Raw genomic sequence first — 21,108 nt, 5'->3', positions numbered from 1 at the left:
GGCCCGCCAAACCCCGTATATCCACGGTCGGGACGATCACGGGCTAGTGTTATGCCATCATGACGAGCACGTTCCGCACCTTGACAGTCCCCCTCGATGCCGAAACTTTCCCCGGGGGCCTGCCGTCGTTTCTGGTCCGGGACGACGTCCTCTGCTGGACCCGCCGCGAGGCCGGGCTGGTGGGCTTCGGCGAGATCGCCCGGTTCACCGCCACCGGCCCCGAGCGGTTCCTGGAAGCGGACATCTGGTGGCGGCACCTGGTCCTGGAGGCGGACATCGAGGACGCCGTCGACTGCCCCGGCACCGGACCGGTCGCCTTCGGCTCGTTCGCCTTCTCCAAGGCTTCCGCCCACGAGTCCCGCCTGTTGGTCCCCGAAGTCGTCGTGGGGCTCCGCGACGGGCAGGCCTGGCTCACCCAGCTCACGTTCGACGACGGCGAACTCACCGAAGCCGGCGCCCGCGCCGCCCTGGACCGCTGGCTTCGCAGCGGCCAGGCGGCGGAGGACGACGGCAGCGCCGACGGCGCTGTAGTGGACGGCGCTCTAGCGGACGGCGTTGCGGACGACCCGGCGCCGGGCGCCGCGCAGGCCGGCGCCGCCGTCGTACGCCCGTTGCCCCTGGCCGCCGGCGCAACGCTGCACACCGGCTCGCTCAGCGAGGAAGACTGGATGGCCGCCGTCGCCGCCGGGGTCAAAGAGATCCGGACCGGCGCCCTGGAGAAACTGGTGCTGGCCCGGGACATCGTGGCCACCGTCCCCACCGGAGTCAACGCCGCGCAGGTCCTGCGCGAACTCTCCGCGCGGTACCGCGAATGCTGGACGTACGGGGTGGACGGTCTCGTGGGAGCCACACCGGAGATGCTGATCCAGGTGGAGGGCCGCACCGCACAGGCCCGCGTCCTGGCCGGCACCCTGGACCGCCGCGACGCCGACGGCATGGCAGGCTCCCCGCTGGAGTTCGCCGAACGCGTGCTGGCCGGCTCCGAGAAGCAGCGGCACGAACACGACATCGCGATCCAGTCCCTGACCACACAGCTGGCCCCGTTTTCCGAGGCCATGAACGCACACAGCGAGCCGTTCATCCTGGAACTCCCCAACGTGTGGCACCTGGCCTCGGACGTGAAGGCGGAGCTCGCCGAGGTGGAAGGCCACGTCCCCACGTGCCTGGCCCTGATCAACGCACTGCATCCCACGGCGGCGGTCTGCGGCACTCCCACCACGGTCGCCGGCGCACTGATCCGCAAGCTGGAGCATCTGGACCGCGGCCCGTATGCCGGGCCGGTCGGCTGGCTCGACGCCGCCGGCAACGGCGAATGGGGCATCGCGCTGCGGGGTGCGGTCATCGAATCCCCGCGGACGGTCCGGCTGTACGCCGGCTGCGGTGTGGTGGATGGCTCGGTGCCCGAGACCGAGCTCGCCGAGACGTGGGCGAAGTTCCGCCCGATGCTCGAGTCACTCGGCATCAGCAGCTAGCCTGCGGCGCCGTCGTCGCCGGGCCGTCATATTCGGCAGGAATCCGGGATTACAGACAGGTCGAGCATTCTGGACATTGCTTTTGGGTCTGGTTTTGTTATCCAATAGTGAAACTTAGTTTTCTGTGACGCACATCTCATGTTCGGCGCTACACTATAACCGGCCTCGTTACCATCCCTCCGGCAACAAAAGGTAAGAAAATGCAGAACTCCCGTTCGCTCCTGAGCAACCCCGCGCTGAAGGCCGCCACCGTGCTCGCCGTGAGCGCCCTGGCCTTGACGGCCTGCACGAACGCTTCCGAGACCGGCACCTCCGGGGCGGCTACCGCTTCCGGCAGTGCCGCCGCCAGCTTTGACCCCAGCACGGTCAAGAAGGACGACGCCCTGGCGGCCATGGTGCCCGACGCGATCAAGTCCAAGGGCACCCTGACCGTGGGCTCGGATACCTCCTACGCCCCGGCCGAATTCCTCGCCACCGACGGCCAGACCCCGGTGGGCTACGACGTCGACATCGCCAAGGCGATCGGCGCCGCGCTGGGCCTGAAGGTCCAGGTCCAGACGTCCGAATTCACCGGCATCCTTCCGGCCCTCGGCCCGAAGTACGACCTCGGCATCTCCTCGTTCACGATCAACCCGGAGCGGCTCTCCGCGGTGAACATGGTCAGCTACTTTAACGCGGGCACCGCCTGGGCCGTGCAGAAGGGCAACCCGAAGAAGATTTCCCTGGATGACCTGTGCGGCAAGTCCATCGGCGTCCAGACCGGTACCGTCCAGGAAGATCCGGACCTCTCGGGCCGCAACAAGAAGTGCGTCGATGCGGGCAAGCAGCCCATCAACATCGTGACGCTGAAGACCCAGACGGATATCACCACCCGCCTGGTCAACGGCAGCATCGATGCGATGGCAGCCGACTCCCCCATCATCGGCTACGCGCTGACCCAGACCAACGGCCAGCTTGAGAAGCTGGGGGATGTCTACGACTCCGCTCCCCAGGGCATCGCCGTCGCCAAGGCCGATACTGCTCTGGCCGACGTCGTCCAGAAGACTCTCACCAAGCTGATGCAGGACGGTTCCTACAAGAAGATCCTTGAGGGCTGGGGCAACGGCGACGGCGCCATCACCAAGTCCGAGGTCAACCCGGCGGTCGGCTAATGAGCATCCCCACAACCAACCACAAATCAGGTGTACAGATGGACAGCCATCAGGACAGCCACGCAGCACCGGTACTAAATAAAGCGGTGCCGGTGCGGCACCCCGGCCGCTGGATCAGCGCCGTCATCATTATCGGCGCGTTGGCTCTCTTCCTGCAGAGCCTGTTCACGAACCCCAATTTCCGCTGGGACGTCGTGGGCGCCTACATCTTGGACGTCAAGGTGGTCCAGGGTGTCGTCTGGACCTTGGTCCTAACGGTTGCGTCCATGATCCTGGCCATCATTCTGGCCATCCTCCTGGCCTTCATGCGGCAGTCGGAGAACCCTGTATTCCGCTGGTCCAGCTGGACCTGGGTCTGGTTCTTCCGCGGCACCCCGGTCTACACCCAGTTGATCTTCTGGGGCCTGATCGCCGTTCTCTACCCCAAGATCAGCGCCGGTGTCCCGTTCGGGCCGGAGATGTTCAGCGTGGACACCAGCACGGTGGTCACGGCAACGGTGGCGGCGATCCTGGGCCTTGGCCTCAATGAATCCGCCTACCTCGCGGAAATCTTCCGGGCCGGGCTCAAGTCCGTGGACCAGGGTCAGATGGAAGCCGCCGAGGCTCTGGGCATGGGCAAGACCAAAATCATGTGGCGGATCATCCTGCCGCAGGCGATGCGGGTAATCGTGCCGCCCACCGGGAACGAAACCATCGGCATGCTCAAGACCACCTCGCTGGTCCTGGCCGTGCCCTTCACCCTGGACCTGACCTTTGCCACCAACGCCCTGGCGAACCGGACGTACCTGCCGGTTCCCCTGCTGATCGTGGCGGCTATCTGGTACCTCGTCATCACCAGCCTCCTGATGGTGGGCCAGCACTTCATCGAGGCCTACTACGGCAAGGGCGTGGACAACCGGGCCCCCGCCACCGTGAACCCCGCAGCGGCCAAGGCTGCCGCGGCCGTGGCCCCAAGCGCCGACGCCGAGCCGGCACTCAAGATGGACTTCCCCGAGGAGGAGGCGAAATGACGATCACCACTGAGAAACCGCTGGTTCAGATCGAGGGCCTTCACAAGTACTACGGCGAGCACCACGTGCTGCGCGGGATCGACCTGAACGTCAACCAGGGCGAGGTGTCGGTGGTGATCGGCCCGTCCGGTTCGGGCAAGTCCACCATGCTTCGCTGCGTGAACCTGCTGGAGACCATCAGCGCCGGACGCATTTCCGTCGGCGGGGACCTGATCGGCTACCGCGAGGTCAAGGGCAGGCTCCATGACCTGAAGGCCAAGGAGATCGCCGCCCAGCGCCGCGAGATCGGTATGGTGTTCCAGCGCTTCAACCTGTTCCCGCACAAGACCGCGCTGCAGAACATCATGGAAGCTCCGGTCCAGGTCAAAGGCCAGTCCAAGACCGTGGCCCGGAAGCGTGCCTTGGAGCTGCTGGACCGGGTGGGTCTCGCGGACCGCTCCGGCCACTACCCGAACCAGCTCTCCGGCGGCCAGCAGCAGCGTGTTGCGATTGCCCGGGCCCTGGCCATGGACCCCGAGCTCATGCTCTTCGACGAGCCGACGTCCGCGCTCGACCCCGAGCTCGTGGGCGATGTCCTGAACGTGATGAAGGACCTCGCCAAGTCCGGCATGACCATGATCGTGGTGACCCACGAGATCGGCTTCGCCCGCGAAGTCGGCGACCGCCTGACGTTCATGGACGGCGGCGTGGTCGTGGAATCGGGCGACCCGCGCGAGGTCCTCGCCAACCCGCAGCACCCCCGCACCAAGGAATTCCTGAGCCGGGTGCTGTAGCCCGACGCGCAAGTCGCCTGTCGATGCGCAAATGCCCTGCCGCTACCGTTATTCGGGTAGCGACAGGGCATTTGCGCGTCGTGGGACAGGTTGCGCGTCATGGCCACACGGCCGAACGGGCTCGACGGCGGGGCACACCGAACGCGGCCAGCTTCTGTTCCAGCCGGCCGGGCTCCATGAGGTCCGCCCAGACCCACCGCACTACCCGGAGCCCCATCGCCCGGATCCGATTTTCGCGCTCTTTCTCGTCCACGACGGCCTGCGATGCGGTCCTGCCCCGAAGGTATTCGGGTTTCAGATATTTCTCGACGCCGTCGAACTCGCCCACTAGCCGTGCAGTCTTCCAGTAGTAGTCGGTGTAGCCCGCGAGACCGGCGCTGTCCCGGACTTCGTGCTGAAGTTCCGGCGGTTGGAAGCCGGCCACCCACATGAGCCCGCGGCCGTAAGACTCCCCAGGGGACCCGGACCGCGGATCCGCGAACTTCACGGCAGTCCTGATCCGCAGCGCGGCCGCCGCTGTGTAATTGCCGTCGACACCCGCCAGCAGCATTTCCTTAGAGAGCGCGGGCAACCCTTGGGCTGCGTCCGGCCGGAGTACATGGTCCAAGGGAACAATAGCTTGGGCAAACGGTGTAAAGGCAGCGAGATCCAACACCGTGCGGACCCGCCCCGTGACCAGAAGGCCTTCGCGCCGGAACACCTTGAGACCGTCCGGGGCCGCGTAGTGCCGCTGGACTCCTGCACGCGAGCGTCCGCCAGCGTTCTGAAGCGTCAGGGCATGGACCGGATGGCGCTGTCCAATGGTTGGAACTCCCCACACGGATGCGGCGGAGTGCCTGGCAAAGACTGTCGGTGCCGTGAATGCCTCCGCCGCCGCGCTAACCCGGAGCCGGTATTGTTCCCAAGGCTGTAGCGCCCGCCACGCCTCCCCATCGACGTAGACGCCTTGACGCACGCGAACAAGCACCCCTGACCGGCAGCGTTTGGCGAGCTCTTTCGGTGTTAGGCCCTGCTGGACATGCTCGCGGGCCAGGACCAGTCTCGGTAGTTCCTTCATGGAACGAAGATCGCAGCACGGGAGCGGCGGCGCCATGAGCTACCGCCCGAGTGTGGACAACCCGACGCGCATTCCGTTCTGCGACGCGCAACTTACCTGGCGCGGCGGGTATTCCGGCGTCGGTGGGTTTCTTGCGCGTCGCCAGGGCACGAAGCGCGTCGGTGGGTAATTTGCGCGTCGCCGGGGCACGAAGCGCGTCGGTGGGTTTCTTGCGCGTCGCCAGGGCACGAAGCGCGTCGTGCCCGGCGAAATGCGGCTAGGCCTGCGGGACGCCCTCCACGGCGGCCTCGACGGCGGCCCGGATGGCGCGGTGCAGTTTCCCGAGGCTGTGCCGGTCCGTGCGCACTTCGATGATGCTGCGGCCTTCCACCGGGCCGGACAGCGCGTCGGCGAGTTCCGCCGTCGTGCCCACCAGACGGTGCGCGACGCTGTAGGCGGCCGCCAGCGCGGCGAGATCCACGCCTTGCGGGGTCGCGAAGAGGCGTTCGACGGCGTTGCCGTAGCGCCCCGCCGCGGCCACCGCGCCGTGCTCCAGGAGACCAAAGATGGCACCGCCTGCGTCGTTGAGCACCACGATGCGCAGCAGGGGTTCGGCCTCCCCGGCACCGAGGAGGAGCCCGCCGGCGTCGTGCAGGAACGTGACGTCACCCATGAGCACTGTGGTTTCCTGGCGCCCGCCGAGCGCGATGCCCGTGGCGGTGGACGTGGTGCCGTCGATCCCGGCGAGGCCGCGGTTGGCGAACATGGTCGCCTGCGGTTCAGCGGGCGGTGCCCCCGCGAGGTCGACGTCGCGGATCCCGTTCGACGAGCCCAGCACCAGCTGCCCGCGGCTGTGTTTCCAGACCTCGGCGCCGACGGACGGGCCGGTCGCAGCAGGGGACGCGGCAAGGACCAGGTCCACGGCGCGCTGCGCGGCGGCACCTGCCATCAGCCAGGCATCGAGCCACGCGGCAGACCCGCGCCCGGCGAACTCCGCCAGGTCTGCGAGGCTTTCCAGTGGCAGTTCGGTCCTCCGGCCGGGTTCGTACCAGGCCACGGGGACGGGCTGGTACAGGGCCGACGGCACGTCCGCCCTGGCCAGGAGCGCGCTGACCGGCCGGGAGAGCGTCGGCCGGCCGAAGAGGACCACGCGTTCGATCGGCTGGGCGGAGTCCGCGCCGAAGTGGTCAATCAGCAGCCGGTAGGGCCCGACGGCGTTGGGGCCGAACCGGGCATTGGAGGAGGGTTCGGCCAGCAGCGGCAGGCTGTGCGCGCGGGCGAAGGCCTCGGCGACCGGGCCGGCGTCGTGCCCGGCCAGCACGACGGTGCGACGCTCCGGCAGGACCGGTGGCGCGGCCGGGAAGTCCAGCGCCAGGGGGTTCCGGGCGGCCCGGTAGACACCGCGCGCGGCCGCTGCGGGCAGGGCGTCGCCCTCCGCCGGGACCAGCGGGTCGCGGAAGGCCAGGTTGAGCTGGACCGGCCCCGGAGGCGTGTCCTCGAAGGCTCCGGTGGCTGCGCTGAGGGCGGTTTCCACGGCGCGCTGCGGATCGCTGCCCGCAGGGACGTCGACGGCGAAGCGAACGTGCTCGCCGAACAGGTCCAGCTGCACCGTGGTCTGGTTGGCCCCGGTCCCGCGCAGTTCCTCGGGCCGGTCGGCGGACAGGACCACGAGCGGCACCGCGGCGTGGTTTGCCTCCATCACTGCCGGCAGGAGATTGCCGACGGCAGTCCCGGACGTGGTGAGAACGGCGACCGGGGCTCCCGTTGAGAGGGCGAGGCCGAGGGCCGTGAAGCCGGCCGAGCGCTCGTCGATCCGGACCAGCAGCTCCACCCGGCCGGCGCTTTCGGCCTCGGCCAGGGCATAGGCCATGGGCGCCGAGCGGGAACCCGGGGACACCACCACTTGGCGCACCCCGGCGTCGAGCAGGGTGCTGACGGCGATGCGCGCCGCCTCCACCGCCGACAGGCTGGAGGCCGAGGACGCGCCAGCGGAGGTCACATGTTCTCCGGCGTCTCGATGCCCAGCAGCTCCAACCCGCCGGACAAGCGGCGCAGCACCAGGGCGCACAGGGCCAGCCGCGACTCCCGGACGGACTCCTCGGCCTTGAGAACCGGGCACTGGTCGTAGAAGGACGTGAACAGCTGGGCGAGCTCGAAGAGGTAGCCGCAGAGCCGGTGCGGTTCCAGCGCGTCCCGGACCTTGTTCAGCGTCGTGTCGAACTCCAGCAGATGCAGGGCCAGCGCGCGTTCCGCGGGTTCGACGACGGCGATCGCCGTTGCGGGGCCGCCGGTCGGGGCGCCGGCTGCGGAAGTGCCGTCGGCGACAGTGCCGCCCGCGCCGCCGTCGGTGAACTGCTCCAGCACCCCGGCCTTGCGCAGGATGGAACGGATCCGTGCGGCCGCGTACTGCACGTAGGGTCCGGTGTTGCCGCTGAGGGCGAGCATGCGGTCGAAATCGAAGACGTACTCGGTGTCGTGGCCGGTGGAGAGGTCGGCGTACTTGACGGCGCCGATGCCCACCTGGCGGGCGGTCACGGCGCGCTCCTCGTCGCTGAGCTCGGGCCGGCTGGCGTCGATGACGGCGCGGGCGCGGTCAACGGCCTCCTCGAGCAGGGCCATGAGTTTCACCGGGGCGCCGGAGCGGGACTTGAGGATCTTGCCGTCCTCGCCGAGCACGTTGCCGATCTGCACGTGGACGGCCTCGACCGTGTCCGGAAGCCAGCCGGCGTCCCGGGCGGTGGCCATGACCATCCGCAGGTGGACGTTCTGCGGCGCACCCACGACGTAGAGGACGCGGTCTGCCTCCAGCTCACGGACCCGGTAGCGGATGGTGGCGAGGTCCGTGGTGCCGTAGCCGTAGCCGCCGTCGGACTTGCGGATGATCAGCGGCAACGGCTGCCCGTCGCGGCCCGAAAAGCCGTCGGGGAAGGTGCACAGGGCGCCGTCGCTGATCCGGGCGAGGCCGCGCTCCTCAAGCTCCTGGCACAGTTGTGCCAGATGCTCGTCATAGGAGCTTTCGCCGGCGATGTGGTCATCGGTGAGGCTGATGCCGAGCATGGAGTAGATGGCGTTGAAGTAGCGTTTGGACTGGGCAACGAGCCGCTGCCAGACCGCGAAAGTCTCCTCGTCGCCGCCCTGCAGGGCAACCACGCGGAGCCGGGCCCGGGTGGCGAAGCCGTCCGCGTCGGCGGCCGAGGAATCGAACTTGGCCCGGGCCGCCTGGTAGAACGCGCTGGGGTCATCCACCAGCAGCGCCGCTTCCGGGGAGTCCTCGCCGATCTCCAGCCAGTGCTCGATCAGCATGCCGAAGGGGGTGCCCCAGTCGCCGATGTGGTTCTGCCGGATCACGGTGTCGCCGAGGGCTTCGAGCACCTTGACCAGGCTGTCCCCCACGACGGTGGTGCGCAGGTGGCCGACGTGCATTTCCTTGGCGACGTTCGGGGAGGAATAGTCGACGACGACGCGCTGCGGTGTTGCGGCCGGAGTGACGGCGGTGGCCTTGGACGCGGCTTGGGCCGCCTCCGCGTTGAGCAGTTCCTCGATCCACGTGCCGTCAAAGCTCAGGTTGATGAAGCCCGGCCCGGAAATTTCGACGCCGGTGCAGATGCCGTCCAGGTTCAGGGCATCCACGATCTTTGCCGCGGCATCACGCGGCGGCAGGCCCGCCTTCTTGGCCAGGGCCATGGCGGCGTTGATCTGAATGTCGGCGAACTGGGAGGGCCTGACCACCGGGTCCGTCTGCCGGAACTCCTCACCGAACGCGGTGGCAATTGCAGCCTGGACTCTGGGGACAACCAATTCGGCCGGATTATTCACAGTCCCAAATTATCAGTAGGAGCCCTCCCCCGATGCTCGCCCGGCCTCAGGAGCAACGCACTCAGAAGCAACGCGGGGTCAGATATCGCCCATGCAGGGCGCCAACATGGGCGTGAAGTGACCCCGCGTTGCTGTGACCGGAAGGTAGTTAGGCGTCGGTGCGGAACACCTGGACCACAGAAGGGCGCGGGGCGCGCGCCTGCCCTGGTTTCGGCGTCGCGCCGGCAGCGACGTAGTCCGGGAAGTAGGAATGCTGGTCGGCGAAGGTACCTTCCTCCCCCGGGTGCTGAACGGCAACGAAGACCGTCCGTTCGTCGTCGTGGATCACCGGACCGCAGGTCTCGGCGTCGCGCGGGACGGCGAGGAACTGCTCCACCTTGCCGCGGTCGGCACCGTCCAGGGTCACCTTGAAGAGCCCGTCGGCGTAACCGATGCTGGACGGCGCACCGTCGGTGGAGATCCACAGGTTGCCCACGGAGTCGAAGGCCACGTTATCCGGGCAGGAGATCGGCGAGACCTGGCTGGCCGGGAATCCGGCAAAGTAGGCGGCCGAGTTCTTGGCAGGATCCCCGCAGACCATGAGCAGGTTCCAGCCGAACGTGGTGGACGCCTGGTCCCCGGTCTCGGTGATTTCGACGATGTGGCCATCGCGGTTGAGGGTGCGGGGGTTAACCTCGGTGGCGCCCTCCTTGCCGGCCTTGCCGCGGTCCGTGTTGTTGGTGCAGACCACATAGACCTTGCCGGTGTGCAGGCTGGGCTGGACGTCTTCGCAGCGGTCCATCTTCGTGGGGCCAACCTTATCTGCGGCGAGGCGGGTGTAGACCAGCACTTCCTCCACGGACATCCCCGCCACCTTTGACTGCCCGCCCACAACGAGCGGCAGCCATTCGCCGGAGCCGTCGAATGCGCCGTCGGCGGGGAGTTTCCCCGAGCCGTCTAACTCTGCCGGCGCGGAGTTGCCGGTGAACTTGGCAACGTAGAGGTCCCCCTCCGAGAGCAGCGTCAGGTTGTTCCTGCGGTCCTCCGCCGTCGTGCCGGGGCGATACGTTCCGGCCGAGACGAACTTGTAGAGGTAGTCGAAGCGTTCGTCGTCGCCCATGTAGGCCACCACGTGACCGGACTTGGCGACGATCACGTTGGCGCCCTCGTGTTTGAAGCGGCCCATCGCGGAGTGCTTGCGGGGCGTGGACGCGGGATCGAACGGGTCAACTTCCACGATCCAGCCGAAGCGGTTGGCCTCGTTCTCGTAGCCGGGGTTGCGGGTGTCGAAGCGCGGATCATCCAGTTCCCACTGGCGCGCGGTGGGTTTGCTGGTCAGCCCGTAACGCTTGTCCGAGTCGGACGTTCCGGGCGCGGCGAAGTAGCCGTTGAAATTTTCCTCGCCGGAGAGGATGGTGCCCCACGGCGTGGTTCCGCCGGAGCAGTTGCCCAGGGTGCCCTTGATGGCCCGGCCGGAGGGATCGGCGGTGGTCTTCAGGAGGGCGGATCCGGCAGCCGGGCCGTCGAGTTCGTACGTGGTGTCGGTCAGGAAGCGGCGGTTCAGTCCGGCGCCCTTGACGTAGCTCCAGGGCTTGTTCTTGTTCTTCCGCTCCAGCTCCACGACGGTGAGCCCGTGGGCGGCCCGGCCGATCGCGCGGGTCTCGGCGGCGTCGAACCCGGCCGGCAGCATGATGTTTTCGTTGGTGTATTCGTGGTTCGTGAAGAGCACTGCCCGGCGGTCCTTGGAGCCGTCGATCGGCAGGATGTCCGTGTAGTCGTTGTTGTAGCCGAACTGGCGGGCCTGTGCGGCCGCGCTCTGGTGGTCGACGTCGAACACCGGAGAGTCGTTGAACAGCGGGTCGCCCCAGCGGATGACCGGCTGCCAGGTGAAGCCGGCGGGGACGGTGAGCTTGTCCACGGCGGCGTCCACCGGCGCGATGGCCGTGAACTGCAGCTTGGAAACACCGAAGCCGTCTTTGGCGGCCGCCGCGAGGCCCGGGCCGCCGTCGGCCACTGCCGTGCCGGCGGACGTCACCGCGTTGCCGAGGACGACGGCGAGCGCGCCGGCGGCGCCGAAGCCCAGGGCGGCGCGGCGGGACATCGTGGCGGAGGCGATGTCCCGGAAGTATCTGTTGCTGCTGGTGTTGCAGACCTCGCCCGAGCAGGCGTTGTCGCACTTGAGCGCGCACGTGACGGGGCTGCGTTTGCCCTTCGTGTGGCCAAGCATGGGGAGCAGGGAAAAGGTGCGTCCGGAGGATGCGGGCATGGAGAGACCTTCCAAGGGGTGCGTGCGATGCGGGTCCGCCCACCCTTCCAGCCACGGGCTACGCGAAGCCGACTCTCACATGAAGCTCCGGTGAACTCCCGCGGCTGAACTCCCCAGCCCAGCCTGAAGAGGCGTCAACCCAAGCACTGAGCCCCGTCCCGGGTCCAAGCTCCAAGCCCCGGAGGTCCTAGCCCCACCGGGGACGGAGGCTAGTTGTCCGCCTCTTCCGGGTCGCTGGCGGCAGCCATCAGCCGCTGGCCGATTCCTTCGAGAAATTCGGCGATGTTCACGATGTTTTCCTCGGAGGATTCCTCGAGGAGGGCTGCTGCCGCGGCCGCGAAGTGGTCGTTGGCCCACTGCATCGCGTCGGTCCCCTCCGGGCTCAGGTGCAGCAGCACACTGCGCCGGTCCGTGGGGTTGGGCTTGCGCACCATGAAGCCCTTGGACTCCAAGCGGTCCACCATGGCTGTCACGGACCCGGTAGTGATATTCAGCGCCTTGCCGAGATCCTTGGGAGTGAGACCATCCACCTCGCCCACAAACGCCATCGCGTTGATGTCGATCGTCCCGATCCCCAGCTTTTCGGCCAGCCGGATGCGGAGGGCATAGGTCCCGGTGTCGACCCGACGCAGGCCCTGCACGATCCGGAGGAGCCCGTCTTTTTCGGTCACCTTCGGCCCCTCCGCAAGCTGTGCCGGAGCCGCTTCGTCAACTTGCCGGGATCCAAAGGTGGTCATCACGAATATTCCGCTCCAAAGCTGTCTTCCACGGGTACTTCACCGCGCCCGCACCCACTTTACTCCCAAAGCACCTTACCGACTCATGTGCAGGCCCGGGCCAGTATGCACAGCCAAGTCATCGCGACTTTCCGCACCCTAAATATAGCTCTAAAATCATTTAGCTTGTTAAACAAGATACTTTCGTGTAAGTTCGCTTCACAGGCTCCGCTCAGGGAGCTTGTGCCGGGTCTCAGCCTGGCGCAGTCACCTTTCCTCACCAGGAGCACTTCATGGCACAGATTTCAGCACGCACGGCCAAATGGGCCAAATGGGCCGTCGTCCCCGCAGCACTCCTCGTGAGCGGCTTTGTCGTATCCCAGGCTTCCTACTCCGCATTCACCTCCACCACGGCAAACCCGGCGAACAACTGGTCGGCAGGGACGGTCAAGCTGGACAACGACGCTGCCACTGCACTGTTCACCGCCACTAACCTCAAGCCCGGATCAACCGGGTTCAAGTGCATCACCGTGACTTCCAGCGGCTCGCTGGCCTCCGCCGTGAAGCTCTACGCCACGGCCCCGGCCACCAGCAACGCCCTCAGCTCAAGCATCGATCTAACCATTACCCAAGGGAACGGCGCAGGGGCCGACTGCACTAGCTTCACTCCGTTGGCCACCGGATCAAGCGTATATTCCGGCACTCTGGCAGCCTTGAGCACGGCGAACACGAACTTCGCCAACGGCCTTCCGACATGGGCGCCGACCGGTGCAGCGTCGGAAGCCCGCACCTTCAAGATCACCTACACACTGAACGCGGCAGCACCGGACAGCACCCAAGGCGGCACCGCCTCCGTCGGATTCACCTGGGAAGCCCAGAACAGCTGATCCGAGATGCCCGAGTCGAGCCAGCTACCCGCGGCGGCCGGCCTGCGCCCCGGCCGCCCGGGCGCCGGCCCCGCCAACGGGACATTTGAGAACTGCACCGCCCCAGGACCGGGATTCCGGCCCGGAGCGGTGCCCAGCGGGGCACTGCTCGCTGATGCTCTACCAACGTCGGACGCTACGGCCAGCGGCATCACCGTGGATGAGGACGAGCACGGCACACCGGTAATTGCAGGGTTCGGGTTAGCCCGGCTGACTGTCACCTTGTTGGCCCGGGTCGTCTTGTTCTCGGCCCTCGGCCTGCTGGCCTGGGCATCTCTCCCAGCTGTCATCGGATGGACCCCCACGACGGTGATGACTGGATCGATGATGCCGCGCATCCATGCCGGAGACGTGGTTGTGTCCCGGCCCGTACCGGCCGGCTCGGCCGCGCTGAAGCAGATCCTACTGGTGGATGATCCGGACCATCCGGGCAGGCTGCGCCTCCACCGCTTCGCGGAATTCGCCCCCGACGGCGACCTCATCCTGCGCGGCGACGCGAACCCCGCCAACGACTCCACGCCGGTTGCACCCGCCGCTGTCCACGGGGTGGCCGTGCTGCGCATTCCCTTCATGGGGCTTCCTATCGTCTGGTTCACTGAACACGCCTGGGGCCCGCTCGCCACAGTGCTGGCCGCTGTGGCTGGCCTGACAGTCGCGGCAGCCGGTTCCAGTGCGGCTCCTCTCCGCGACGGCCCTGACAAGCCCAGCGGACCAGCCGCAAAGCCGCGCAAACCGCGCCCGGGCCGAGCCATCCAAACCGGCGGGCACACAACGGTCCGCAGAAGCAGACGCTTGCGCGCATTGCTGGCAGTGGCCGCGGTACCGGTCCTGGCATGGCCTGCGACGTCCGCCACGGCACAGGCCAGCTTCTCATCCCCGGCTCCCACCCAGACCAGCAGCTTTTCCGCTCTTGCCAGCTATCCGTGCACTTATGCAAGCCTGCCGGATAGCCCCTACCTCTTCTACCGCTTCAACGAGGGCTCTGGAACCGGCGCCGCTGACGCATCCGGGAACGCACGGAACGGCACTTTGCAAGGGGCAACCACCTGGGAACCAGGATCGTGCAGTGCCGGCCCCAGTCCCGCGTTGACCTTGGGCGGTTCACCCGGCTACGTCAGCACCGCGGCCGCCCTCACCGCCCCGGACATCTTCACCGTGGAAATCTGGTTCAAGACCCCACGCGGGTCCACAACTGGCGGGCGGCTCATTGGCTTCGGTAACGCCCAGACCGGCAATTCTGCCGTCTCGGACCGGCACTTGTACATGACAACTACGGGGGCAATCGTCTTTGGTGCCGCCCCGAACCCCGGCAGCAGCACCAACTACAAGGCCTCCGCCATTACCAGTGCCCCCGACATGAACAACGCGAACAAGTTTTACAACGACGGCGCCTGGCACCAGGCCACGGCGACCATGTCCAGCTCGGGAATGAAACTCTACCTCGACGGATCACTCGTCAACCAGAGCACTGTCAGGTCAGGGGCCGAGGTCAGCGGCTTCTGGCGAGTTGGCTATGACGCCCTGAGCACCAACAGCTGGCCAGGAGTCACCGGCAACCCGGTCTTCGCGGGAACTGTCGACAACGCCGCCGTCTACCCCGCCGCGCTCACTGCAACCCAGGTGCAGGATCACTTCGCAGCCGGCCACTAAGTCCGGAATCTCCGGAGGGAAGGGATCCTAGCCCGCAGCCAGCACCGCGTGGACCCGGCGAAGGCGCTCCAGCCACCACTCCCGGCGGTCCTGGGCGGCCGCGTATTCCGCGAGCAACTCCGGATCGGCGGCGACGTCGCGGACCCTGATGGCGCCGTCGTCGGGTATCAGCGAGTCCCGGGTAACATCAGCGGCGAGCAGGGACACGGTACCCAGCCCGCAGGCATACGGCAGTTCAGGCAGCGCCGCGGCGAGCGCCAGTCCGGCGCGGATCCCCACGGAGGTGTCCAGCGCAGAGCTGACGACGGCGGGAAGCCCGGCCTGCGCCACGATGTCCAGGGCGCGCCGCACTCCCCCGAGGGGCGCCACCTTCACGACGATCAGGTCCGCTGCGCCGGCGCGGGCCACCTTGAGCGGGTCGTCCTCCTTGCGCACGCTTTCGTCCGCGGCGATCAGCACCGGGATCCCCGCGGCCCGCAGCCGGCGGCGGACCTCGGCGAGACCGGCAATGTCCGGCACCGGCTGCTCGGCGTATTCGAGCCCGACGCCGGACAGCCGGGTCAGTGCCTCGACGGCGGCAGGGATGTCCCAGCCGCCGTTCGCGTCCACCCGGATCGCGGCGTCCGGGAGCGCCTCACGGACGGCGGCGACCCGGGCGGCGTCGTCGTCGAGGCTCTGCCCGGGCTCGGCCACCTTGATCTTGACGGCGTCCACCCGGCCGAAGCGGCCCAGGATTTCCGGAACCCGGTCCGCGGCGACGGCGGGGACCGTCGCGTTGACCGGGATCACCGAACGCAGCGGCTCAGGAAAGCCCTGCCAGCCGGCCTCGATCGCGGCGGCGAGCCAGCGGGACGCTTCCTGGTCGCCGTATTCCGGGAATGGGCAGAATTCGCCCCAGCCCAGCGGGCCGTTCAGCAGCAGTGCTTCGCGCTGGAGGATGCCGCGGAACTTCACCCGCATGGGCAGGCTCACCACGTGGGCGCCGGCGAGGAGTTCCTCCAGCGCGGGAAGCTGTTCGCGGGGTTCTTCCGGACGGCGTCCGGGACCGTCCGGCCGCGGTGGAAACGGGTTTGTGGTCATGATGGTGCCGCGCTCAGTTCTGCGCGACGGTTGCGTCCGTCAGATGCGTCACTTCAGCCATCCACGGAAACACGAACTGATCCAGCACCACGAGGGCTCCCGCAAGGATCGCCAGGGACAGGAGTATCTTCAGCCACAGAGGCCCGGGAAGTTGCCGAAAAAGCCAAACGTACATGCTCTAGCCCTTCCCCTGCAGCGCGGCGAGCTGCTTAGCGATGGCCGCCGGAGGCCCCGCGCTGAGCGGCTGCCATGAATCGAAAACGGAGTACGCAATGATGCGTTCCTGCGCACCAAAGCGCGGGTTGCAGCTTGTCATGGTCAAAACCCGTTGCTCCGGCACCGCTCCGGGCTGAGTCGGCACCGGCGCCAGCACATCCGTCCGGTCCGGCAGGACTATCTCCTGGTTCCGGAAGACGTAGGTGTAGAACCCGTCGGCGGTCTGAACGTAGATTTTGTCCCCGGGCACCAGCGTGTGGATGTTGTCGAGCACCGCGCCATGCGTCTGGCGGTGGCCTGCCACCACAAAGTTCCCCAAGGCCCCCGGCATCGCCGTTCCCGCGTAGTGTCCCAGGCCGAGGGTGTCCAGGACATCCTGGCTGGTGCCCTCGATGATCGGCCTGCTGTAGTCGACTCCGAAGCGGGGAATGTAGATGACCCCGATCGCCTCGCCGTGACCCGGCGCCTTGCCGACCGGCACGGCAGCGGTGCCCGTGGTGCCCCCGGGCGCCGTTGCGGGCGGGTCATTCGTTACCGGCGCCTGGTGCTGCTGCACGAACTGCTTCACGGCTGCCCCCTGAGCCGCATCCGCTTGAACGTTTGTCCACCACAACTGCCAGGCGACGAAGAGCACGGCAATCACTCCGAGGGTGATCAGCAGTTCGCCCATCACTTGGACGACCAGCAAAGAACGACGCCGGCGGGTGCGTTTAGTTTCTTGCGCCACCGTGTCGCGGCGGTTCAGTACCTCAGACATGCCACTCCTGTTGACTACCGCTGGACGCTGCCGATGAAGCATCGCCCGTTCGGAAGAACCGGCAAGACTGACGATTCCACAGTTCCGGACCGGACCTGCGCCATCACGCATTCGGTACCGCTTAGGACTCCGACGTCCACGGCGTCGGCGGTTAGACCGGTTGGGGTGACGGACGCTGAAACCTCCACCGCGGCCGGGGCAATCCCCGCCGAGGACAGACTCTGGCGGATTTGTTCCCGGCTCGGCTGCGGCGATGACGCAAGCAGCGTCTGCAGGGCCGCTTCCACAGCATGAGGAACGCCGGAGGGAGCAGCCGTTGCGGACGACGACGGCGATGCCCCGGCTGTTGCCAGGTTCGGGACAGCCGATGCCTGCTGAGCCAATGCTGGCGCCTGGCTCACGGTGCCGGCAGAGACCGTTGGAGAAGACGAGACCGTCGGCGAAGGGGCAGAACACGCAACCATGCCCGCTACCAGGGGCAGAACCGCAGCGGCCAGCGCCAGGGACCGGCGGCCGCTGTACCGTCCGCCACGTTGGCGGCGGAGCTGGGCGGGGTTGCGGGAAGTCACCGGAACATCCTCCCATACCGGGTCCGGCTCCCTGCGACCGACGCGGCTGTGGCCTGGGCGCGGGCTGGGCGCGGGCAACGGGTTCATCGCGGCCGGACAAGGATGCGTCTACACGTCCCGGGGGATCCTTGATTGGGCCGGCGTCGACTGGGGGTGAGTTCCTGGACCAGGAAACTCGTCTCCGCCGGCCCCGCTCAAGGAGCGACATGCCGGGGACAAGCCACGCCGGCACAAACGACTCTACGAATCCCGTTCCCGCGCGGCACCAGTAGTGAGTACCCGTCTTTTCTCCAGGCACTACTCCCCCGCCGCGCGCCCGGTTCATCAGGTGGCGTGCAGGGTTCTGTGGGAGCCTTAACGGCATGACTTTTCGGCAGGAACGCACCCCACGGGACCCGTCTGCCCCCGTCCCTGTGACGCAGATCCCGGTGACGCATGTCCACGAAACGCAGGTCCTCCCGTCGCAGCTCCCAAAACCTGAGGCCGCCACAACGCCGGAACCGCAGGCGAAGTGGTCCCCGGGCAGGGGCACGGCAGCCCTGTTTGTCCTGGCCACTGTTGCCTGCATCGCCGGGCTGGCCGCCACGTATTTCTTCTTTGTCCGCACCACCACGGGCCAGTTCATTGACGAGTCCGCCCTTGTGGAGGCGGTGGCGCTCAGCGGGACCGCGGGCAAAGCCGCCACCAAGTTGCTGGACTGGCTGCCAGCGCTCTGTGTGGTGATCGCGTCGATCGTGGTCATCTTCGTCACCATTCTGAGGCGCCGCTGGGCAGCAGCCGGGATCGCGATTGCGGCTTGCGTTGGTGCCAACCTGGCCACGCAGATCCTGAAGGACCTACTCCCGGTCCGGCCGTACCGCGGGGTCGAGACGCTGGAGTTGAACTCCCTGCCGTCCGGCCACACCACGATGGCTGCCTCGGCTGCGGCTGCCGTGTTCCTCATGGTCTCGCCGCGGTGGCGGCCGCTGGCGGGCTTCCTGGGCGGCAGCTTCGCCGTCGCCACCGGCGTGTCCACCCTGATCAACCAGTGGCACCGTCCGGCCGACGTGGTGGCAGCGTTCCTCGTGGTGGGGGCGTTTATGCTCCCGGCCGGCTGGCTGATCATCCGCACCGGCTGGCGCTGGAACGTCTGGGACGGTTACGGGGAGCACTGGGCCTCAGCCAAGGTGTGGGTGGCGCTCCCCGTGCTCACAGGACTCGCGGCGGCCGGGGTGGCAGCTTACGCTTTGCTGAGCATCGGTCCAGGCGGCCAGGAAATCAGCACCACCACCTACTTCTGGGCCGGGACCTCACTGATCGTGGCCGCCGGCTACCTCGCCACCGTGGCTGGCATCTGGCTGTTCGGGCATGCGGCACGACGCCGGGACGCGCCTCTGCGCTGAACGCCCCATGTAGCTCGCAGGTAAGGGCCGTTTTGACCCCTGAAAACGGCCCCTGCTGCCAGTCAGATGGGTATCCGGTGAGCACCGGTTCACGGCACAGCCACACGGGCGCAGTCATTAGGCGAGCGCGCTCGCCAGCGCTTTGGCGATCCACTCCCGATAGACCGGCACCGACCAGCCGGAGTCCTGCACGAGGGCCCGGTACACCTGGGCGCCGGAACCTCTGGTTCGGAAATTGCCCTGGAGCTGTCGGCAAGCCACCGGGTGCTCCTGTCCGGCCGTCTCACCCCGCACATTCCCGATCCCCTGTTGCGCTACGCCGGCGAGGCCTATTGGCGGTTCATCCACTCGGTGCTGACGCTGGGCACGCCGGTCGGACGCAAGGTAGCGGCCAACTTCCATGAGCGCGGCGCACCCTTGATCCGGATCTCGCCGGCGGACCTTGACCGCGCCGGTGTGGTCCGGGTTCCGCGGCTGGCCGGCACCGGGGACGGTCAGCCAACCTTCGACGGCGGCGATCCCGTCGGCGTGCGGACCGTCATCTGGGCCACCGGCTACCGCCCGAACCTTGACTGGATCGACGGGCTGAAGCTGGCTGCGTCGGGCTGGCCGGAAACCGAACGGGGGGCTGTCCCCGGAACGCCGGGGCTGTACTTTGTCGGTATGCCGTTCCAGTACGCCCTCACCTCCGGCCTGATCGGCGGTGTGGACCGGGACGCCGCCTACGTGGTTGACCAGGTGGTGCAGCGCCTTCCGGCAGCGGTCAGTAGTTCCGGCGGTGTTTGAGCCGGGGAATAGTGACGGCGAAGACCGCGGCGGCAGCGAAGCCCAGCACGCCGGTGGCGGCCACCCCGGCCCCGAGCGAAACCGCGGCGGTCACGCCGGAGAGCAGCACCGGACCGCCGGTAGAGCCGGCGTCGGCCAGGAACCGCCAGATGCCGAGGAACTGGCCGCGGCCGTTGTCGGGTGAGAAGTCGGCCCCCAGCGTCATGTTCAGGCCGGAACTGATGCCGTTGCCGAACCCGACCAGGAGCGCCGCGAGCAGCAGGCCCACGAAGCCGGTGCTGAGCGGGATCAGCAGCATCGCCGTGCCCATGATCAGGTTCGAGGGAATGGCTACCCATTGACGGCCCCTGCGGTCCATCAGCCTTCCGGCCGGATAGAAGACCAGCATGTCGATGGCGCCGGACAGCCCATAGATCAGCGATGCCTGCGTGGCGTCCATCCCGAGGTGTTCCGCCCAGAGCGGGATCACCACCTGCCGTGACGCACGCAGCGCACTGAGCAGCAGCACCCCCATGCCGACGGTCAGGAAAACGCCGGCGTGGGACACGGCCACGCTGCGCAGCGTCGCCTGCCTGACGGGGACGCCGTCGTCCGCCGCGGGTGCGGCCACGAGGTCCGGGATGGTCACCGACACGACGGCGGCCGCGGCCATCGCGACGACGCCCACCCAGTACGCGCCGGTGATGTCGGCGAACTGCATCACGGCAGCGCCGATGAAGGGGCCGATGAAGATGCCGATCCTGTTGACGCCGCCGAGCGTGGACAGCGCCCGCGCCCTGAGCATTATCGGCACCGCCTCGGTCAGGTACTTCTGGCGGGCCAGGCTGAAGACGCTGGCGGCCATGCCGACGACGACCATGGCCGCCGCCAGCAGCCACAGACCCTCGGGCACCAGAGGTGCCAGGGCCGCGGCGGCCAGGGCGACGGCGCTGGCCGCCGCTGCCCCGACGATGGCCCAGCGTTCGCCGAACTTCAGCGTGATGAGCGAGGCGGGGAGGTTGAAGAACCAGGAGCCGAGACCGATCAGGGTGACCACCAGCGCGGCAACAGCCACCGAGGCGCCGAGGTCGCGGGCGGACAGTGCCACCACCGGCAGGATGGCGCCCTCGCCGATGCTGAACAGCAGGGCCGGGCCGAAGGCGGGCACGGCGATGCTCCGGAGGCTGAAGGGGGCGGTCTGTGTGGTGGTCATCCCCTTCATCCTAGGGCGGGTTCATCCCAGGGCGGCCCGCCCCGGGCGCTCAGGCGTCGAAGTGCGTGCGGACTTCCCCGCCGGCCCTAGAACTGGCGGGCTAAAGCGAGGTAAACAACCGTGAACGTTACGGCAGCGAGGACAGCCAACCCAGAAAGCTGCGCCAATCGCCATGCTCGTCGCCTTGAGTAACGCAGCTCCTCAAGTGCATAGATGTCGTTGCTAGTGCTCATCTGATCTCCCCAAACTCAGCGTCAAGCCGTCCCGGCTGCGCGGGCATCTCACCCACGCCACTAAGCCTGCGAGATTGGGAAGGCGCCGGTACAGAGTG

General features: G+C 67.7%; 18 protein-coding genes. 8 read left to right on the top strand and 10 right to left on the bottom strand.

The window, feature by feature from the left end; translation table 11 throughout:
• Positions 1 to 59: 59 nt before the first annotated feature.
• The 4 genes from BLR03_RS07265 to BLR03_RS07250 all read left to right on the top strand — a co-directional run bounded on the left by BLR03_RS07265 (position 60) and on the right by BLR03_RS07250 (position 4,406).
• Positions 60 to 1,472, top strand: coding sequence for an isochorismate synthase (locus BLR03_RS07265; protein ID WP_091251216.1), 1,413 nt, complete (start codon positions 60 to 62; stop codon positions 1,470 to 1,472).
• 200 nt (positions 1,473 to 1,672) lie between these two features.
• The gene (locus tag BLR03_RS07260) at positions 1,673 to 2,623 is read left to right on the top strand and encodes an ABC transporter substrate-binding protein (RefSeq protein ID WP_091251215.1); all 951 of its coding nucleotides are present in this window, start codon (positions 1,673 to 1,675) and stop codon (positions 2,621 to 2,623) included.
• A 38-nt stretch (positions 2,624 to 2,661) separates the two neighbouring features.
• On the top strand, positions 2,662 to 3,633 hold the full coding sequence (locus BLR03_RS07255; protein ID WP_091251214.1) for an amino acid ABC transporter permease: 972 nt from the start codon (positions 2,662 to 2,664) through the stop codon (positions 3,631 to 3,633).
• Positions 3,630 to 4,406, top strand: coding sequence for an amino acid ABC transporter ATP-binding protein (locus BLR03_RS07250; protein ID WP_091251213.1), 777 nt, complete (start codon positions 3,630 to 3,632; stop codon positions 4,404 to 4,406). The genes BLR03_RS07255 and BLR03_RS07250 overlap by 4 nt, the downstream gene beginning before the upstream one ends.
• A 97-nt stretch (positions 4,407 to 4,503) precedes the next feature.
• On the opposite strand, the gene BLR03_RS07245 is transcribed toward BLR03_RS07250, so the two are convergent.
• The 5 genes from BLR03_RS07245 to BLR03_RS07225 form a co-directional block, all read right to left on the bottom strand.
• The gene (locus BLR03_RS07245) at positions 4,504 to 5,463 is read right to left on the bottom strand and encodes a hypothetical protein (protein WP_091251212.1); all 960 of its coding nucleotides are present in this window, start codon (positions 5,461 to 5,463) and stop codon (positions 4,504 to 4,506) included.
• Between the two features lie 256 nt (positions 5,464 to 5,719).
• On the bottom strand, positions 5,720 to 7,441 hold the full coding sequence (gene menD, locus BLR03_RS07240) for a 2-succinyl-5-enolpyruvyl-6-hydroxy-3-cyclohexene-1-carboxylic-acid synthase (RefSeq protein WP_091251211.1): 1,722 nt from the start codon (positions 7,439 to 7,441) through the stop codon (positions 5,720 to 5,722).
• Positions 7,438 to 9,258, bottom strand: a complete 1,821-nt coding sequence (gene argS, locus BLR03_RS07235) for an arginine--tRNA ligase (RefSeq protein ID WP_175460440.1) — start codon at positions 9,256 to 9,258, stop codon at positions 7,438 to 7,440. Before argS ends, menD begins: the two co-directional genes overlap by 4 nt.
• Before the next feature lie 148 nt (positions 9,259 to 9,406).
• Positions 9,407 to 11,503, bottom strand: a complete 2,097-nt coding sequence (locus BLR03_RS07230) for a PhoX family protein (RefSeq protein WP_091251209.1) — start codon at positions 11,501 to 11,503, stop codon at positions 9,407 to 9,409.
• A gap of 209 nt (positions 11,504 to 11,712) precedes the next feature.
• Positions 11,713 to 12,174: a MarR family winged helix-turn-helix transcriptional regulator gene (locus tag BLR03_RS07225; protein ID WP_217639749.1), complete on the bottom strand. Its 462-nt coding sequence runs from the start codon at positions 12,172 to 12,174 to the stop codon at positions 11,713 to 11,715.
• Between the two features lie 338 nt (positions 12,175 to 12,512).
• Here BLR03_RS07225 and BLR03_RS07220 point away from each other — a divergent pair, with 338 nt between their 5' ends.
• Together BLR03_RS07220 and BLR03_RS07215 are read left to right on the top strand one after the other, a co-directional pair.
• A complete protein-coding gene (locus BLR03_RS07220; protein ID WP_091251208.1) occupies positions 12,513 to 13,106 on the top strand; it encodes a M73 family metallopeptidase in 594 nt (197 codons plus the stop codon).
• 6 nt (positions 13,107 to 13,112) lie between these two features.
• Positions 13,113 to 14,795, top strand: a complete 1,683-nt coding sequence (locus tag BLR03_RS07215) for a LamG-like jellyroll fold domain-containing protein (protein WP_091251207.1) — start codon at positions 13,113 to 13,115, stop codon at positions 14,793 to 14,795.
• Positions 14,796 to 14,822: 27 nt separating this feature from the next.
• Here BLR03_RS07215 and BLR03_RS07210 read toward each other — a convergent pair whose 3' ends face one another.
• From BLR03_RS07210 to BLR03_RS07205, 3 genes are read right to left on the bottom strand one after another with little or no spacing between them, the layout of a single operon-like run.
• Positions 14,823 to 15,875 carry an o-succinylbenzoate synthase gene (locus BLR03_RS07210; protein ID WP_091251206.1) on the bottom strand — a complete coding sequence of 351 codons (1,053 nt, stop codon included), beginning with the start codon at positions 15,873 to 15,875 and terminating at the stop codon, positions 14,823 to 14,825.
• 13 nt (positions 15,876 to 15,888) lie between these two features.
• Positions 15,889 to 16,050: a hypothetical protein gene (locus tag BLR03_RS24340; protein WP_175460439.1), complete on the bottom strand. Its 162-nt coding sequence runs from the start codon at positions 16,048 to 16,050 to the stop codon at positions 15,889 to 15,891.
• 3 nt (positions 16,051 to 16,053) lie between these two features.
• Entirely contained in the window at positions 16,054 to 16,848 is a 795-nt protein-coding gene (locus BLR03_RS07205; RefSeq protein ID WP_091251205.1) for a class E sortase, read from the bottom strand.
• Positions 16,849 to 17,779: 931 nt separating this feature from the next.
• On the opposite strand from BLR03_RS07205, the gene BLR03_RS07195 reads away from it, so the two are divergent.
• A complete protein-coding gene (locus tag BLR03_RS07195) occupies positions 17,780 to 18,799 on the top strand; it encodes a phosphatase PAP2 family protein (RefSeq protein WP_091251203.1) in 1,020 nt (339 codons plus the stop codon).
• Between the two features lie 117 nt (positions 18,800 to 18,916).
• Here the strand turns inward: BLR03_RS07195 and BLR03_RS24335 are convergent, their stop codons facing one another.
• Positions 18,917 to 19,060 (bottom strand): hypothetical protein, encoded by a 144-nt coding sequence (locus tag BLR03_RS24335; RefSeq protein ID WP_175460438.1) that lies wholly within the window; start codon positions 19,058 to 19,060, stop codon positions 18,917 to 18,919.
• A 3-nt stretch (positions 19,061 to 19,063) separates the two neighbouring features.
• Here BLR03_RS24335 and BLR03_RS07190 point away from each other — a divergent pair, with 3 nt between their 5' ends.
• Positions 19,064 to 19,585: an NAD(P)/FAD-dependent oxidoreductase gene (locus BLR03_RS07190; protein ID WP_091251202.1), complete on the top strand. Its 522-nt coding sequence runs from the start codon at positions 19,064 to 19,066 to the stop codon at positions 19,583 to 19,585.
• Here BLR03_RS07190 and BLR03_RS07185 read toward each other — a convergent pair.
• The gene (locus tag BLR03_RS07185) at positions 19,563 to 20,777 is read right to left on the bottom strand and encodes an MFS transporter (protein WP_091251201.1); all 1,215 of its coding nucleotides are present in this window, start codon (positions 20,775 to 20,777) and stop codon (positions 19,563 to 19,565) included. The two genes, BLR03_RS07190 and BLR03_RS07185, sit on opposite strands and share 23 nt — an antisense overlap.
• Between the last annotated feature and the right edge of the window lie 331 nt (positions 20,778 to 21,108).

The sequence above is a fragment of the Arthrobacter sp. ok909 genome, from assembly GCF_900104405.1.
Lineage (GTDB): Bacteria > Actinomycetota > Actinomycetes > Actinomycetales > Micrococcaceae > Arthrobacter > Arthrobacter humicola.
This window is presented reverse-complemented; position numbering and strand designations above follow the sequence as displayed.